Raw genomic sequence first — 16757 nt, 5'->3', positions numbered from 1 at the left:
TTGCTCGCGAAGGGGCCAGGTCAGGCGATACATCTCTCTCGCCTGAGCCACCGCTTTCGCGAGCAAGGTGGAGCTCCACCCCGGTCGTCCCACCATTTCGTGCGCTGGCAGACACATCTGCGGTGTTGTTTGATGAGAGCGAGCTCCCGCCGTTTACAACGGGCCTGGCGTCAGTTGCTGATCGCCAGAATGCTCGCCTGATACGCACCCACAAACGTATCGAAATCCACTTTCTCTTCGGTTTGTTCCAGCTCCGCCTGCTGAGCCAGGGACTCGCGCGCCTTGCTTTCGAAGTGCGTCTGGTCCTCGGCACTCAGCGGATTGCTGCGGAAATGATCAGCGTGAACCTGCGACTGGCGCAGCGAGAAAGCCGTGAAGCCTTCCTTGTGCTCGGTCATCGCCGCCAGCACTTGTGCCGAAGGCGTCAGAGAGGCGTCCGCCACTTTTGCCCGCTGGACGTCCAGCGACTTGACGTGCTCATCCGTGCCCTGGCTGGCATCGAGCAGCTCACAGATCGGCCTGATCGTGTCCAGCATCTCGTTGGCCCAGACTTTCAGGTCGATCGTCGTGTCGTTGCGGTTCAGTTGCAGGCCGGGACGACGACCTTCCTTGACCACGGTCAGGAAGTTCGTGCTGGCGTTGCCGCATTCATTGCTCGCCAGCTGCGGGCTGTCGTGCAGCGCACAATACAGAATGAACGCATCAATGAAGCGCGATTGCTGAAGGTCGATGCCCACCGGCAGGAACGGGTTGATGTCCAGGCAGCGGACTTCCACGTACTGCACGCCGCGCGCGACCAGCGCCTGAATCGGGCGCTCACCGGAGTAGGTGACGCGTTTCGGGCGGATCGTCGAGTAATACTCGTTCTCGATCTGCAGCACGTTGGTGTTCAGCTGAATCCACTCACCATCCTTGTGCGTGCCGATTTCGACGTAAGGCGCGTAGGGCGTTGCCACCGCACGACGCAGGCTGTCGGTGTAGGTCAGCAGATCGTTGTAGCAAGGCGTCAGGTCCGCCTGGGCATTGCTCTGATAACCCAGATCGCTCATCCGCAGGCTGGTAGCGTAAGGCAGGTACAGCGTTTCGGCGTCGAACTGCTCAAGCTGATGCGAACGGCCGCGCAGGAAGCTGGCGTCCAGTGCCGGCGAAGCGCCGAACAGGTACATCAGCAGCCAGCTGTAACGGCGGAAGTTGCGGATCAGGCCGATGTAGCTCTCGGATTGGAAATCACGGTCATCGCCTTCGAATTTCGCGTCCTGCTTAAGCACGGGCCAGATGGCTTCAGGCAGCGAGAAGTTGTAATGAATGCCGGCGATGCACTGCATGGTCTTGCCGTAACGCAAGGCAAGGCCCTGACGGTACACGTACTTGAGCTTGCCGATGTTGGACGTGCCGTAATAGGCGATCGGGATATCTGCCTCAGCCGGCAGCGGGCACGGCATCGAAGGGCTCCAGATGTACTCGCTGCCCAGTTTGCTGTACGCGAAGCGGTGAATCTTGTCCAGGCTTTCCAGCGTATCAGCCGGGTTGGCCAGGGCCGGAGTGATGAACTCCAGCAGCGACTCGGAGTAATCGGTGGTGATTTGCTCGTTGGTCAGCGCCGCGCCCAGTGCTTCCGGGTGCGGAGTTTGCGCCAGACGGCCTTCGCCCGTAACGCGCAGGCATTCACGCTCGATGCCGTGCAAGCACTTCTCCAGAAGGGAGAGGTTGGAGTGCTCGCCAAGCAGAGTCAGGCGGCGGTTGAGAAGTTCGCTCAAGTTGGAATCCTTCACGCGTCAGTCGGCCCTATATGGGGGCGATATGGCGGTCTACAAGGGTGAAGAAAGGAACTGGCGTTTTCGCCTCGTCGATGGCCCTAACGCCGATGCCCGTCGCTGATCGTTCCTACACGGAAATCAGAAAATTTCGACACTGCTGAACAGTGCCGAAATTAACTCATAACGCTATCGGACAGCTAGACGATCGCGAACGTGCCCTGCGCTTTGGCAACCAGCTTGTCGTTCTGGCGAACGTCGGCTTCGACCACCAGCGTTCGGCGTCCGGCATGCAGCACCGTGCTGGTGCAGATGACTTCGCCCTCGGCCACGGCGCGCATGTAATTGATTTTGCATTCCACGGTAACGCTTTGCTTGTCGAAGCCGTGGGCGCTGGAGCAGGCCAGGCCCATGGTGATGTCGACCAGGCTGAACAGCGCGCCGCCATGCATGACGTTGCCGCGATTGCGCAGGTGTGGCTCCAGCGGCAACGCCACCACGGCAACGCCTTCGTCCAGTTTCACTACCCGGCAGCCGAGCGTCTTGAAATAGGCGCTCTGAGTCAGTTCGTCAGGGATATCCATCAGCGCTTCTTCAGTTGCTTGGCGTTGGCGAACAGCGACGCCATCGGGTTATTGCTCGGCGCCGGGGTCGAGGCTTCCTTGCGAGGGGTATTGCTTTGCTGCTGACGCGGCGCTGCTCCCGGACGGGCACCGCGAGCGCCATCGACTTTCTCGCCCGGCGTGTCGCTCATGCGCATCGACAGACCGACGCGCTTGCGCGGGATGTCCACTTCCATCACCTTGACCTTCACCACGTCGCCGGCTTTGACCGCCTCGCGAGGGTCCTTGATGAACTTCTCCGAAAGCGCGGAGATGTGCACCAAACCGTCCTGATGCACGCCGATGTCAACGAACGCGCCGAAATTGGTGACGTTGGTGACCACGCCTTCCAGGATCATGCCCGGCTGAAGATCCTTCAAGTCTTCAACGCCGTCCTGGAACTCAGCGGTCTTGAACCCCGGACGTGGATCGCGGCCCGGTTTTTCCAGCTCTTGAAGGATGTCGGTGACGGTCGGCAGGCCGAAGGTTTCGTCGGTGAATGTCTTCGGGTCGAGACGCTTCAGGAAGGCAGCGTCGCCGATCAGCGAACGGATGTCGCGATCGGTCTGGGCGGCGATGCGCTGCACCAACGGATACGCCTCAGGGTGAACGGCTGACGAATCCAGCGGGTTGTCACCGTTCATAACCCGCAGAAAGCCTGCGGCCTGTTCGAAGGTCTTCTCGCCCAGACGCGGGACTTTCTTCAATGCCGCACGGGTCTTGAACGCGCCGTTCTGGTCGCGATGGGCAACGATGTTCTGCGCCAGGGTGGTGTTCAAGCCGGAAATCCGCGCCAGCAGGGCGACGGATGCGGTGTTCACGTCCACACCCACGGCGTTCACACAGTCTTCCACCACCGCGTCGAGACCGCGGGCCAGCTTGAGCTGCGACACGTCATGCTGGTATTGGCCGACGCCGATGGACTTCGGGTCGATTTTCACCAGTTCGGCGAGGGGGTCCTGCAAGCGGCGTGCGATGGACACGGCGCCACGGATCGAAACGTCGAGGTCCGGGAATTCCTTGGCGGCGAGCTCCGAGGCCGAGTACACCGAGGCGCCGGCTTCAGAGACCATGACTTTGGTCATCTTCAAGCCTGGATACTTTTTGATCAGATCGCCGGCCAGCTTGTCAGTTTCGCGGCTGGCGGTACCGTTGCCGATCGCGATCAGGTCAACCGAATGCTTGGCGCACAGGGCCGCGAGCACGGCGATGGTCTGATCCCACTGGTTTTTCGGTACATGGGGGTAGACCGTGGCGTAGTCCAGCAGCTTGCCGGTGCTGTCGACCACGGCGACCTTGCAACCCGTGCGCAGGCCCGGATCGAGGCCCAGCGTGGCGCGTGGTCCCGCCGGTGCGGCCAGCAACAGGTCGTGCAGGTTGTGAGCGAATACGTTGATCGCTTCGGTTTCGGCACCTTCGCGCAGCTCGCCGAGCAGGTCGGTTTCGAGACTGGAGTACAGCTTGACCTTCCAGGTCCAGCGCACGACTTCCGCCAGCCACTTGTCCGCAGGACGGTTCTGATTCTGCAGGCCGAAGCGCTCGCTGATCATCATTTCGCACGGGTGCAGGGTGCCGGGCAGCTCTTCGCCGACTTTCAGCGCCGAGCTCAGTACGCCCTCGTTGCGACCCCGGAAGATCGCCAGCGCACGGTGCGACGGCATGCTCTTGAGCGGCTCGTCGTGTTCGAAGTAATCGCGGAACTTGGCGCCTTCGTCTTCCTTACCCGGCACTACACGGGCACTGATCACGGCTTCGTGCTTGAGGAAGCTGCGCAGCTTCTCCAGCAGCGTCGCGTCTTCGGCGAAGCGCTCCATCAGAATGTATTTGGCGCCTTCGAGCACGGCCTTGACGTCGGCGAAGCCTTTTTCGGCATCGACGAAGCGCGAAGCTTCGGTTTCCGGGGTCAGGGTTGGATCATTGAAGATGCCGTCGGCCAGCTCACCCAGGCCGGCTTCCAGTGCGATCTGGCCTTTGGTGCGGCGCTTCTGCTTGTACGGCAGGTACAAGTCTTCAAGGCGGGTCTTGGTGTCGGCGAGCTTGATCTCGCGCGCCAGTTCAGGGGTCAGCTTGCCTTGCTCTTCGATGCTGGCAAGGATGCTGATGCGGCGCTCGTCGAGTTCGCGCAGGTAGCGCAGGCGCTCTTCCAGATGACGCAGTTGCGTGTCATCGAGGCTGCCAGTGACTTCCTTGCGGTAACGAGCGATGAAAGGCACCGTTGAGCCTTCATCCAGTAGCGCGACGGCCGCTTCGACCTGTTGCGGGCGGACGCCGAGTTCCTCGGCGATGCGGCTGTTGATACTGTCCATAAAACCACCTGGCAAATGTGTGTGCATTAAATCAGCGGCTGGCGAACCGCCTTGAACGAGCGTTGCCTGACCTTGAAGGCGGCGCATTATACCCAGTGAGCCCTGAATAGGGGATCGGCCCGTCGATACGCCGGTTTCAGCCCGCGCAGCCGCGGCGAATCGCCCTCAAGTGACTGAGCGAGAGCACCCATGTGGATTCAGGAAAAATCTGCTAACAATGCACACGGTGCGCATAACTGCAGCTACGCCATAATGCGCGCCGAGATCAAAGGAGCTTCCAATGAGCAGCACTGCACAAACGGCTGAAGGCGAGAAAATCCTCATCGTTGACGATGACCCGGGCTTAAGCAGCCTGCTAGAACGCTTTTTCAACAGCAAGGGCTACCGCGCCCGGGCTGTGCCCAACGTGGAGCAAATGGATCGGCTGCTGGCGCGCGAAGTGTTCCACCTCGTGGTGCTGGACCTGATGCTGCCGGGCGAAGACGGCCTGTCCGCCTGCCGCCGTCTGCGCGCCGCGAACAATCAAGTCCCCATCATCATGCTGACCGCCAAGGGCGACGAGCTCAGCCGCATCAAGGGCCTCGAGCTCGGCGCCGATGATTACCTCGCAAAACCTTTCAATCCTGACGAACTGATGGCCCGCGTCCGCGCGGTGCTACGTCGTCAATCCGCACCCGTACCCGGCGCACCCGCCACGGAAGACGAAACCGTCACTTTCGGCGACTACGCTCTGTCGCTCGCCACCCGCGAGCTCAAGCGGGGCGACGAAGTGCACATGCTCACCACCGGTGAATTCGCCGTGCTGAAGGCACTCGTCATGCATGCGCGTGAGCCGCTGACGCGGGACAAACTGATGAATCTGGCCCGTGGCCGCGAGTGGGACGCGCTGGAGCGTTCCATCGACGTCCAGATCTCCCGCCTGCGTCGTCTGATTGAAGTGGACGCTGCCAAGCCGCGTTACATTCAGACGGTCTGGGGAGTGGGTTATGTTTTCGTGCCAGACGGTGCCAACAAGCAGTAGCAGCAAGTTCGACGGTAACCTGCCGGGCCTGTCTCACGCCCGCCTACGTTAGCCAGTCACCTCGATGTTCGCGAAAGCGGCCATTGGCGTGGCTGGTTTTTGCTGTGTCATGTGTTCCGCAAATTCGCGAGCCCGGCTCGCTTCCGCAAAGTGTGTAGCTGCTGTTATGAAGACACCGCTCTGGTTCCCGCAAAGCTTTTTCTCCCGCACCCTGTGGCTGGTGCTCATTGTCGTGCTGTTTTCGAAGGCGCTGACCCTCGTCTATCTGCTGATGAACGAGGATGTTCTGGTCGATCGCCAATACAGCCACGGCGTTGCACTCACTTTGCGGGCTTACTGGGCGGCTGACGAGAGCGACCGGCAGACCATCGCCGACGCTGCCGGGCTGATCCGCGTGGTGGGTGGCGGCGTGCCGGAAGGCGAGCAGCACTGGCCGTACTCCGAAATCTATCAGAGGCAAATGCAGGATGAACTGGGCGCGGACACCGAAGTGCGCCTGCGTGTCCACGCGCCCCCCGCGCTGTGGGTGAGGGCGCCGAGTCTCGGCGATGGCTGGCTGAAAGTGCCGCTGTACCCGCATCCGTTGCGCGGGCAGAAAATCTGGAGCGTGTTGGGCTGGTTTCTGGCGATCGGCTTGCTCTCGACGGCTTCGGCGTGGATCTTCGTCAGCCAGCTCAATCAGCCGCTCAAGCGCCTGGTTTTTGCCGCCCGCCAGCTGGGGCAGGGCCGCAGTGTGCGGTTGCCGGTGGGCGACACGCCCAGCGAGATGACCGAGGTGTATCGCGCGTTCAACCAGATGGCCGAAGACGTGGAGCAGGCCGGGCAGGAGCGCGAGCTGATGCTGGCCGGGGTGTCCCACGATTTGCGAACGCCGCTGACGCGTTTGCGCCTGTCGCTGGAACTGATGCCGACTAACAACGAATTCATGGAAGGCATGGTTCGCGACATCGAAGACATGGACGCCATCCTCGACCAATTCCTGGCATTTATTCGGGACGGGCGCGATGAAGAGGTCGAAGAAGTCGATCTGGTCGAGCTGGTCCACGAAGTGGTGGCGCCGTACAACAACCCGGTCGAGCAGGTCCGGCTGTGCCTTGAGTCGATTCCGCCGTTCCCGCTGCGACGGGTTTCCATGAAGCGGCTGCTCAACAACCTCATTGGCAATGCCATGCACCATGCCGGTGACGGAGTTGAAGTGGCGGCCTATGTTTCCGGCGACAGCGGTGCGCCCTATGTGGTGCTGAGCGTGCTGGATCGGGGTATGGGGATTGATCCGTCGGAGCTGGAGGGTATTTTCAATCCCTTCATCCGTGGTGACCGCGCCCGAAGTGGCAAGGGGACGGGGCTTGGCCTTGCGATCGTCAAGCGCATTGCAGCGATGCACGGCGGCAATGTCGAGTTGCGTAATCGTTCGGGAGGCGGGCTGGAGGCCAGGGTTCGGTTGCCGTTGGGGCTGTTGCTGCCGCGGGATGCCGATTGACTCGTTACTGATTCTGCCTGGGGGCCATGGGCGAGTGACGTGCTCGCGACCAAAGCCTCCGTGCAGAAACGGGCTTAAGCGTTAGCCCTTGCCCTTGGTGCGGGTCATGTGCGGCCCGCCGTTTTTCTCGATGTACTCGATGATTATCCCCGCGACATCCTTGCCGGTAGTGGTTTCAATGCCTTCAAGACCTGGCGACGAGTTCACTTCCATCACCAATGGCCCGTGATTGGAGCGCAGGATGTCGACACCCGCGACACTCAGGCCCATGACCTTGGCGGCCCGAATGGCCGTCATGCGTTCTTCGGGGGTGATCTTGATCAGGCTGGCGGTGCCGCCTCGATGCAGGTTGGAGCGGAATTCCCCGGGCTTCGCCTGACGCTTCATCGACGCAATGACCTTGTCACCCACCACGAAGCAGCGGATGTCCGCGCCACCGGCTTCCTTGATGTACTCCTGCACCATGATGTCCTGCTTCAGACCCATGAAGGCCTCGATCACGGACTCGGCCGCCGTTGCGGTTTCGCACAGTACCACGCCGATACCTTGCGTCCCTTCGAGCACCTTGATCACCAGGGGCGCGCCGTTGACCATCTGGATCAGGTCAGGGATGTCGTCCGGTGAGTGAGCAAAGCCGGTGACGGGCAAGCCAATGCCGCGTCGCGACAACAGCTGCAGCGAGCGCAACTTGTCACGGGACCGCGCGATGGCGACGGATTCGTTGAGCGGGAACACGCCCATCATTTCAAACTGACGCAGCACGGCGCAGCCGTAGAAGGTCACGGAAGCGCCGATGCGCGGTATCACCGCATCAAAGCCTTCCAGGGGTTTTCCTCGGTAGTGAATCTGCGGCTTATGACTGGCGATGTTCATATAGGCGCGCAGGGTATCGACCACCACGACCTCGTGGCCGCGCTGAATGCCCGCTTCGACCAGACGACGAGTTGAATACAGACGCGGGTTTCGCGAAAGCACAGCGATCTTCATGCAGCACCTGTGGCAGAGAGATTTGAAGCCGGGAAGACCGGCTTGTCCTGAATATAAGTAACACCCGGATTGACCACCAACTGGCCGTCAATCAGGGCTTTGGAACCGAGCAGCAACCGGTAGCGCATGGCCTTGCGGCAGGCCAGCGTGAACTCAACCGGCCAGACCCTATCCCCCAGCGCCAGTGTCGTGCGAATGACGTAGCGAACCTGAGCGTGGCCGTTGGAGCTTTTGATGGTTTTCATCGCCACCAGTTGTGCCTCGCAGCGACGATGACGCAGCTGCACCACCGTCCCCAGATGCGCGTTGAAGCGCACCCATTTTTCGCCGTCCCGTTCGAACGGCTCGATTTCAGTCGCGTGCAGGCTGGAGGTGCTGGCCCCGGTGTCGATTTTCGCGCGCAGCCCGGCAACGCCCAGATGGGGCAGCGCCACCCATTCGCGGAGGCCGATGACGGTCAGATGATCAAATGTTTTCAAAGCGTTTCCGTTCGTTTACACGTTTTGCCAGGCACCGGCGTCGATGTGCGCCAGCGCCTGGAATGCAGGTTTGGCGAACCAGTAGCCCTGCATGAGATAAATGCCGCAGTCGGCAAGGAAGTCTCGTTCGCCTGCATGTTCGATGCCTTCGGCGATCACTGTAACGTTCAGGTCCGTACACATTGTGACAATGCCGCGCACGATGGCCTGCCGTGCGGGATCCAGATGGACGTTGCGCACCAGCGCCATATCGAGCTTGATCAGGTCAGGCTGAAAGTCGGCAAGCAGGGTCAGTCCCGAATGCCCGGCACCGAAGTCGTCGATAGCGGTTTTGAAGCCAAACTGGCGGTACTCGCGAAGGATGTTAGTGAGGTGGCTGTTGTCACACACATGCTCGGTTTCGACGGTCTCGAAGATCAGCCGGCCAAGCGGAAAATTGTGGGCGCGAGCCGCTTCAAGGGTGCTGCGAATGCACAGTTCAGGGCGATACACCGCGTTGGGCAGGAAGTTGATCGACAGGTATTCGTCCACTCCCAGCCGGGCGGCAGTTGAAATCGCGCGGGTTCGGCACAATTGATCGAAACGGTAACGGTTGGTGTGGTCCACCCGATTCAGTACAGACAGGGCACCTTCGCCGTTGACGCCACGTACCAACGCCTCGTGAGCGAACACCGAGCGGTTGCGGACGTCCACGATTGGCTGATAGGCGAATTCAAATTCGAAATCCAGCGCGGCGCTTTCTCTGCAGCCCTGGCACCCACCGGTCAATGACGTAGGGAAGTCTGTCACGTGTTTCTCCTGAAGCCGGTGCTTTAGTCTTGGGGGGCAGTGTAAACGAGGGTGGCGGTTACTGCGTCCCCGGCGTGACGTAGTACGGTTCTGACCATTACGCGATTGAGGAATTCAGATGACACAGAAGTCAGACGAGGACGACAAAGTCCGTCTGGACAAATGGCTTTGGGCGGCGCGCTTCTTCAAGACGCGTGCGCTGGCAAAAGCCGCCATTGAAAGCGGCAAGGTTCATTGCCGGGGCGAGCGTTGCAAGCCGGGAAAAGAGCCGCGCGTAGGTGACGAGTTCCAGATCAGAGCGGGCTTCGATGAGCGGACCGTGGTGGTTCAGGCGTTGTCGATTGTCCGCCGTGGCGCCCCGGAGGCTCAGCTGCTGTACAGCGAAACGCCGGAGAGCCTCGCCAAACGCGAACAAGCCGCCGAGATGCGCAAGGCCGGAAGCCTGGGCGTGACCACCGACGGCAGGCCGACCAAAAAGCAGCGTCGGCAATTGTTTCATTTTCGTTCGGGTGACGACTGACGATCTCGCCGCTTTCCGGGATCGTGGGTTAATCGACCCCGGGCTGCTCGGTAGCAACGGGCAGCTTACAAATGAGAGCCCTGCTTCATGATGCTCAGGCATTTGATCAGCGGCAGGCGGCCCAACACATTGAAGACCGGCGCGGTCAGTCGAAACACGAAGGCGGTAGCAGTGGCCGCGAACGGGGTGTAGCAACTCCAGCCCAGCGCGAGCAACGCGATCATCACGCCGCCGATGTAGTCGTCCTGACCCCAATGCGCGCCGGCGACCAGGCGCGGCATCATGAACAGGAACGCCAGCGCCCAGATGACGACACGTTGGCCGACGGTGCGGCTGTAGACGCTCATGAACATCGCCCAGATCAGCAGCACCGAAGCGTGGTCACCCGGGAAGCTCTGGCTGGAACGGTCCTTGAGCTGCCACTTGTCTTCAAGCCCCGGGAATATGTCGCTGAGCTTGATGGCATCAGGGATCATCATCGAGGCGCTGTCGTGTTGCAGCGCGCTGTGGTCGATGATCTTGGAAAACACCGTGCGGATGATCAGCAGCAGAATCAGCGTCAGCACGAAGCCGATCAGCGCGGCACGGGTTTGCAGGGATTTGAACACCCAGTCGCCCTTTATGAGCAGCGTCAGAAGAATCAGGCCGACGACGATATCGAAGGGTCGCATGCTGGCAACCGTCCAGGTCCACAACCATGCCTTGTTTTGCTCAAGCGGGCGGTTCAGTACGTGAAACAGGCCTTCATCGAAATGCGTGAATGCCGCGTGGCCCGTGGGCCAGATCCACAGCAGCAGCAATGCCAGCGCCACCAGATTGCACAGCAAGAATTTTTTGACGTTCCACTTGGGTTGGAACAACGCGGGATAGTCCATAAAATGCCCCCATCGGCATGACAGTGCACCAAGCGGTGCTAAACCGCGCTTTATAGGCGCTTGTCATCATTTTGTCATCCATTCAGATACCTTCTCCTATGCCAGACTTTCCGGATACCGATTACACCCAGCGCTTCATCTTCGACGAGAGCGACGTTCGCGGCGAGCTCGTGGCCCTTGAGCGTAGCTACGCCGAAGTACTTGCCAAACACCCGTATCCCGAGCCAGTCGCTCAGTTACTCGGCGAAATGCTCGCCGCCGCTGCGTTGTTGGTGGGCACGCTGAAGTTCGACGGTCTGCTGGTTCTGCAGGCGCGGTCGCTTGGGCCGGTTTCCCTGCTGATGGTCGAGTGCTCCAGCGAGCGTGAGTTGCGCGGCATTGCGCGCTACGACGAAAGCCTGGTCAAGCCGGACGCCACGCTGCTCGACCTGATGCCCAACGGCGACCTGACCATGACCATAGACCCGCGTCAGGGCAAACGCTACCAGGGCATCGTGGGCCTGGACGGCGTCGACTTGTCGGCGTGTCTGTCCGAGTATTTTGTGATGTCGGAGCAACTGCCTACGCGCTTCTGGATCAAGGCCGACGGCAAGCGCGCACGTGGGCTGCTGCTGCAACAGTTACCGGCCGAGAAGCTGAAAGATCAGGATGAGCGCGAAGCCAGCTGGCAGCACGTCAATGTGCTGGTCGACACCCTGACCGCCGAAGAATTGCTCAGCCTGACCAACGAAACCGTGTTGAAACGGCTGTTCCACGAAGAGGTCGTGCGCATGTTCGACGTCCAGCCGCTGGTGTTCCGTTGCAGCTGCTCGCGCGAACGTTCTGGCAATGCGTTGGTCAGTCTTGGTCTGGAAGATGCACAGCAGTTGGTGATCGAGCATCACGGTGCGGTGGAGATCGACTGCCAGTTCTGCAATCAGCGCTATCTGTTCGATGCAACCGATGTAGCGCAGCTGTTTGCAGGGGGTGGGGTAGATACCCCTTCCGATACCCGCCATTAATGTAGTGCGGGTCCTGCGCTGAAAGCTTTCCGCCCGGCCCGCTTGACTCTTCTTCATGTAGTTCTGACAGGAGGGCCCTACCTTTTTTGGGCTTTTCTGGCATAATCCGGCCACTTTTTAGCTGTAGTAGTGTTGGTTTTTCTACTACAAAACGTTTGGAGCACTCGGCCATCGAGCCGACGGGGAATCTCATGACGCAAGCCAATAACGCCGTTCACACCGATCTCAGTGTCGACGATCTGGTTAAAGAAGCCCTCAAACGCGAAGAAGGCGTGCTGTCCGATACTGGCGCACTCGTCGTGGAAACAGGCCACCGCACAGGCCGCTCGCCTGTCGACCGCTTCATCGTAGACGAACCCTCCACTCAGGCTGCGATCGCCTGGGGCCCGATCAACCGCAAGTTCCCGGCCGACAAGTTCGACGCCCTGTGGGCGCGTGTCGAGGCGTTCAACAACGCCCAGGAACACTTCGTTTCCCACGTGCACGTAGGCGCAGCCGAAGACCACTACCTGGCGGTCAAGATGACCACCCAGACGGCCTGGCAGAACCTGTTCGGTCGCTGCCTGTTCATCAATCCGGCCCAGTACAACCCGGCCGGTCGTGAAGAATGGCAAGTGCTCAACGTGGCCAACTTCGAGTGCGTGCCCGAGCGTGACGGCACCAACTCCGACGGTTGCGTCATCATCAACTTCGCCCAGAAGAAGGTTCTCATTGCCGGTATGCGCTACGCCGGTGAAATGAAGAAAGCCATGTTCTCGGTGCAGAACTTCCTGTTGCCGGCCTCCGACGTGCTGCCAATGCACTGCGCGGCCAACATCGGTGAAGACGGCGACGTGACGCTGTTCTTCGGTCTGTCCGGCACCGGTAAAACCACGCTGTCCGCCGACGAGACCCGTTACCTGATCGGTGACGACGAACACGGCTGGGGCGAAGGCGTTGTCTTCAATATCGAAGGCGGTTGCTATGCCAAGTGCATCGACCTCTCCGAGAAGAACGAGCCGGTTATCTGGAAGGCCATCAAGCACGGCGCCGTCCTGGAAAACGTGGTGCTGGACGCAGCCGGCCATGCCGACTATGCCGACAGCAGCCTGACTCAGAACAGCCGCGCCGCTTACCCGCTCGAGCACGTTGAAAAGCGCTCCGAGAAGAACCTGGGCGGCGAGCCAAACGCGGTGATCTTCCTGACCTGCGACCTGACCGGCGTGCTGCCACCCGTGTCGATCCTCAGCGAAGAACAAGCGGCCTACCACTTCCTGTCGGGTTACACCGCACTGGTCGGCTCCACTGAAATGGGTTCGGGCGCTGGCATCAAGTCGACGTTCTCCACCTGCTTCGGCGCACCGTTCTTCCCGCGTCCTGCTGGCGAATACGCAGAGCTGCTGATCAAGCGTATCCGCGGTTTCGGCTCCAAGGTCTATCTGGTCAACACCGGCTGGACCGGCGGCGGCTACGGTGTCGGCAAGCGCTTCAACATTCCGACCACCCGTGGCGTCATCGCGGCCATCCAGAGCGGCGCGTTGATCGGTGCAGAAACCGAGCACCTCGACACTGTTAACCTGGATGTCCCGACTTCCGTGCCGGGCGTCGAAACCGGCCTGCTCAACCCGCGCAACACCTGGGCTGACAAAGCGGCGTACGACGAAGCAGCCAAAGCACTGGCCGGCCTGTTCATCGAGAACTTCAAGAAGTTCGACGTGAGCGACGCGATCAAGGCAGCGGGCCCGAAGCTGTAAGATCGGCGCCTGCTAAAAAGAAACCGCCCTTCGGGGCGGTTTTTTTATGCCTGCGCGATAGCTAGCCGTCCGCCTTCGTCGTCGCTGGAAAGTCCTGGGTAATGTCGAAGCTGCCCTTCGCCACCACGCTCTTCGCGTTACACAGCCTGGCGTCGAACCCCGGGTGGCGCTCGCCATGCTCGGCGGCGTACGCAGAGGCTTCCCGGGTGCATTCGTCGGTGGGCTGCTCAGGGGAAAGCGCGGCATTGAATTGAAACGTACCGATCAACCGATAGCGGTCGAGCAGTTTGTTGGGGGAGGTGAGTTTCTCGATTTTGCTGAAGACGAGCTGGACGTTGCTGTTGTTGCCACCCTTGTCCGTATCGAAATACTGATAGTACGAACCGGTGTCGTAGGACGCGCTGTTTTCATCGTGGGCAACTTCGACGCGGCCTCCTTGAAACATGATCGCCTTCTTTTCCTGATCGGGGTTATCGAAGGAGAACCCGAGAATCGGCCCGATGCTCACCTCATTGCGGTCGCCTTCGGCTTCCTGATCCGCGCTCAGCGTCAGCCAGTTGGAGCCGGGCAGTTTGCCGGGCAAGAAGCCTACGGCTACTTGATCACCTCTTGCTTCGTAGTGCAGGTTCAGCGCCCCGCTCACATCGACACTCATAACCTTCTGCAGGGGCGATGCACTCGCGGTTGCCGCGTTGGTCGTCTTGGCATCGTCGCCACAGCCCGAAAGAAGAGCGGCTGCAGTGGCGAGAAACAGCGGAAACAGGCTGGTATGTGTTCGCGGGGCTGCTTGAGGCATGGTGTTCCGTCCGTAATCGCTGCGGGTTTCTTTGACCTTAGCTCCCTATGACCGCATAAAACGCTTGCGGGTCAATGCAGCGATGACAAAAAGCGGGACGAAGAAGCCGCCCTTATGGGCGGCTTCCGCAGGGATTCTGTTTTTCACCAACGTAGCGCTCAGCAGGAGGCCATTGGTGATGGACGGGAAAGCCATGTAAATGCGCTAGTCGCCCTTGTCATGAATTGCAGGTTTTGTCAGCAGATGTCCTTGTAGGCGCTATGCCCTTTTGCGAGGCTTGCCGCCAAGCCTTCCGCGGGCTTAAACGGCGTACCTGCGGCCATGCTGAAGCCAGTTGCTTTATTCGCGTAACTGACATGACGTTCAGTTTTATAGTCTTCAAACAAAACGGTGTACGAGTTTCTGCGCATTTTGATGAACTCGGCTTCGTGCATCACGATACTTTGATGCAGCTTGCCAATCTCGATAGCCGACAAGTTGAGTTTTCGCTGGAGCTTAGTTCCCCATCGGGTCAGGCACACTTCGGCGTAATGTCGCACCAGCTTGCCAGGCTCTGTCAGGTCGCCTGGCCCACTTGCGCCCGTGAGCGACGCGTTACCCACCAGCGTAGCGTGACGTCCGGCCATGGGATATATGCTGACTTTAGTCTTGGGGTCTGTTTTCGGAATGATGCAAGAGAACCCTTTGGAGCGTTCATCGCGGGCATAGAAACCTACATATTCTTTAACGTTGCTACCGAGAGAAACTTTTTCAGGCTGATAATTCAGTGGGCCGGGCACTGGGTCGACCGCAAAGATATTGACCGGGATTTGACGTGTGACCGGATTGGCCATCAGCGCATTGGCGAGCATGTGGCAACTGACGCCGCCCCGACTCCACCCCACCAGATTGATTTGTTTTGGAATCAAGCCGCCTTTTCTCAGGTTCTTGATCAGTTGTTGCTGGAGTTCCTGCGGGCTGATGCGATTACCGTAGTCGTATTGCCGCCAGAACCAGGAGCCATGCGCCTGAGCGTCGGGGATAGGCACGTCGGCTTTTTTGAGACGCAGGTAGTCAGCTTCTGAAAGTTTGGTTCTTTGCCAATCGAATTTGCCATGAACGATGTTGACGGCATGCTGCACATTCTCATGCCAGCCTTTGCCGAATGCGGTGCCAGACCAGCCAAACCCTTTGGATTCGGTGAACAGTTCATCGGCCTGCATGTTGCCGCTACCCGGCCCGTCGATGACAATCCACTCGGCGAACTCGTGACCGTCGATGTTGTTCGCCAATGTAGCGACCAACTCACCGTTCCAGTAGTTCTTGTTCAAGTTGTCGTATTTGGTAGAGCCGGTACCGCAAAAGAAAATTGTAAATGTTGTCATGTTTCTAGCCTCGTTGGTTGATAGGTCTGACGAGGTTAGAAGACGGTTTGAGAACATGTCGGCTGCTGTTGTTACTGCGTGTTAGTTAATAAGCACTGATGGGTTTCTCGGCACGTCAGTTGATCACCTATCAGGCGGAATATTCCCGGGCCGCCGTGCAGTATTGCTCTTGCGCCAGTTTGTTTTTGTCGCTCTTGTCTTTGGCGACGCGTTTGCTCCAATCGCTGCACATGTCTTTGAAGTAGGGCGCGGCGGCATTCACGGTGTTCGACACTGTCGGCCAAGAAGTTCATGCAGACACTGTTGGTTTCAATGTGGTTGTTGGAAATGCGATAGCGGGCTTCGTAGCGGTTGCGGCCGTCAATTTCGCGGATGAACACGCCCGCTACTTCGTAGCGTCGCGCGGGCTCCGTTTTGGGTTTGGCGGCGGCAGCCTTGTAGTTCGCCATGTAACGATCTGAAACCATGCCTTGGGGTCGAGTGACTTGGGAGTCGTTGGCCTGAGCTTCACCGAAGCGGCAATTGATGACGTCCCGGTCGATGACATTGCCGTCTTTCAGGCAGGCGTCGAGCGGCCGTGCCGTGGCGGGCTGGAAAACTTCGACCTTGGGGGCGATATAAACCACTTGTTCGACGTTGCGTACCTGAGCGACGGGCTCTGGGTCAGGCTCGCTGACCACCTCAGCGATGGGCGGCGCAGGGATGACCGTTGCTGCCGGCTTGGGCGTGCGAAACATCTGCGCGATCAGAATGAGGATTGCGATCAGCAGTGCCAGGCAGATCAAAAGGCTGCTCAACGGCCAATTGCTTTTGCCTGATGCAACACTGCTTCGGGTGGGATGAGAACCGAGCACGACGTCGAACTGACCGGGTGCCAGCCGCTGCATGGTGAGTCCGTCATCCTCGGGCTGCGGTGTGGTGGGTTGCATTGCCTCTCCTTGGCGAATCTTCTGACGTAGACGGGGTTACCGCCGAACGGGCTGTCTGATGTGCAGCGATGGGTTGCGTCGCGCGAGATTAATCGTCGGAATGCCGTTTTGCCAGCACCGC

Annotated in this window: 15 protein-coding genes; 5 read left to right on the top strand and 10 right to left on the bottom strand. The window is 59.8% G+C overall.

The genetic code is table 11. From position 1 onward, the window contains the following. Nucleotides 1–170: 170 nt before the first annotated feature. The 3 genes from gshA to ABEH28_RS06965 all read right to left on the bottom strand — a co-directional run bounded on the left by gshA (nt 171) and on the right by ABEH28_RS06965 (nt 4662). Entirely contained in the window at nt 171–1757 is a 1587-nt protein-coding gene (gshA, locus tag ABEH28_RS06975) for a glutamate--cysteine ligase (RefSeq protein WP_346628088.1), read from the bottom strand. Nucleotides 1758–1954: 197 nt separating this feature from the next. After that, nucleotides 1955–2338 (bottom strand): PaaI family thioesterase, encoded by a 384-nt coding sequence (locus tag ABEH28_RS06970; protein ID WP_192171346.1) that lies wholly within the window; start codon nt 2336–2338, stop codon nt 1955–1957. Continuing rightward, nucleotides 2338–4662, bottom strand: coding sequence for a Tex family protein (locus ABEH28_RS06965; protein WP_346629481.1), 2325 nt, complete (start codon nt 4660–4662; stop codon nt 2338–2340). The genes ABEH28_RS06970 and ABEH28_RS06965 overlap by 1 nt, the downstream gene beginning before the upstream one ends. Before the next feature lie 280 nt (nt 4663–4942). On the opposite strand from ABEH28_RS06965, the gene ompR reads away from it, so the two are divergent. Together ompR and ABEH28_RS06955 are read left to right on the top strand one after the other, a co-directional pair. Next, a complete protein-coding gene (gene ompR / locus ABEH28_RS06960; RefSeq protein ID WP_065987440.1) occupies nt 4943–5683 on the top strand; it encodes a two-component system response regulator OmpR in 741 nt (246 codons plus the stop codon). A 166-nt stretch (nt 5684–5849) separates the two neighbouring features. Continuing rightward, nucleotides 5850–7163: an ATP-binding protein gene (locus ABEH28_RS06955; protein WP_192171344.1), complete on the top strand. Its 1314-nt coding sequence runs from the start codon at nt 5850–5852 to the stop codon at nt 7161–7163. 81 nt (nt 7164–7244) lie between these two features. On the opposite strand, the gene rimK is transcribed toward ABEH28_RS06955, so the two are convergent. Genes rimK through ABEH28_RS06940 form a run of 3 tightly spaced genes read right to left on the bottom strand, consistent with a single transcriptional unit; the run spans nt 7245 to nt 9418 of the window. Further along, nucleotides 7245–8150 (bottom strand): 30S ribosomal protein S6--L-glutamate ligase, encoded by a 906-nt coding sequence (gene rimK, locus ABEH28_RS06950; RefSeq protein WP_065987438.1) that lies wholly within the window; start codon nt 8148–8150, stop codon nt 7245–7247. Continuing rightward, on the bottom strand, nt 8147–8611 hold the full coding sequence (locus ABEH28_RS06945) for an ATP-dependent zinc protease (RefSeq protein ID WP_172613008.1): 465 nt from the start codon (nt 8609–8611) through the stop codon (nt 8147–8149). Before ABEH28_RS06945 ends, rimK begins: the two co-directional genes overlap by 4 nt. Nucleotides 8612–8644: 33 nt before the next feature. Then, a complete protein-coding gene (locus ABEH28_RS06940) occupies nt 8645–9418 on the bottom strand; it encodes an EAL domain-containing protein (protein WP_346629480.1) in 774 nt (257 codons plus the stop codon). Nucleotides 9419–9536: 118 nt separating this feature from the next. Between ABEH28_RS06940 and ABEH28_RS06935 the strand changes: the two genes are divergently transcribed. After that, complete coding sequence (locus ABEH28_RS06935; protein ID WP_065987435.1) at nt 9537–9938, top strand: S4 domain-containing protein; 402 nt, start codon at nt 9537–9539, stop codon at nt 9936–9938. 65 nt (nt 9939–10003) lie between these two features. Here ABEH28_RS06935 and ABEH28_RS06930 read toward each other — a convergent pair whose 3' ends face one another. Next, the gene (locus ABEH28_RS06930; RefSeq protein ID WP_282365757.1) at nt 10004–10813 is read right to left on the bottom strand and encodes a phosphatase PAP2 family protein; all 810 of its coding nucleotides are present in this window, start codon (nt 10811–10813) and stop codon (nt 10004–10006) included. A gap of 98 nt (nt 10814–10911) precedes the next feature. On the opposite strand from ABEH28_RS06930, the gene hslO reads away from it, so the two are divergent. Further along, nucleotides 10912–11814 (top strand): Hsp33 family molecular chaperone HslO, encoded by a 903-nt coding sequence (gene hslO, locus ABEH28_RS06925; protein WP_346629479.1) that lies wholly within the window; start codon nt 10912–10914, stop codon nt 11812–11814. A gap of 191 nt (nt 11815–12005) precedes the next feature. Next, nucleotides 12006–13547, top strand: coding sequence for a phosphoenolpyruvate carboxykinase (locus tag ABEH28_RS06920; RefSeq protein WP_282365755.1), 1542 nt, complete (start codon nt 12006–12008; stop codon nt 13545–13547). 61 nt (nt 13548–13608) lie between these two features. Here ABEH28_RS06920 and ABEH28_RS06915 read toward each other — a convergent pair whose 3' ends face one another. The 3 genes from ABEH28_RS06915 to ABEH28_RS06905 form a co-directional block, all read right to left on the bottom strand. Beyond that, on the bottom strand, nt 13609–14343 hold the full coding sequence (locus ABEH28_RS06915; RefSeq protein ID WP_346629478.1) for a hypothetical protein: 735 nt from the start codon (nt 14341–14343) through the stop codon (nt 13609–13611). Between the two features lie 236 nt (nt 14344–14579). Next, nucleotides 14580–15707 carry a hypothetical protein gene (locus tag ABEH28_RS06910; RefSeq protein WP_346629477.1) on the bottom strand — a complete coding sequence of 376 codons (1128 nt, stop codon included), beginning with the start codon at nt 15705–15707 and terminating at the stop codon, nt 14580–14582. A gap of 71 nt (nt 15708–15778) precedes the next feature. Beyond that, nucleotides 15779–16636, bottom strand: coding sequence for a hypothetical protein (locus tag ABEH28_RS06905; RefSeq protein WP_346629476.1), 858 nt, complete (start codon nt 16634–16636; stop codon nt 15779–15781). Nucleotides 16637–16757 lie beyond the last annotated feature (121 nt).

The sequence above is a fragment of the Pseudomonas sp. Ps21-P2 genome (assembly GCF_039672565.1).
Classification (GTDB): Bacteria; Pseudomonadota; Gammaproteobacteria; order Pseudomonadales; family Pseudomonadaceae; genus Aquipseudomonas.
The sequence above is the reverse complement of the archived record's forward strand: the minus strand, read 5'-3'. Positions and strand labels throughout refer to the sequence as shown.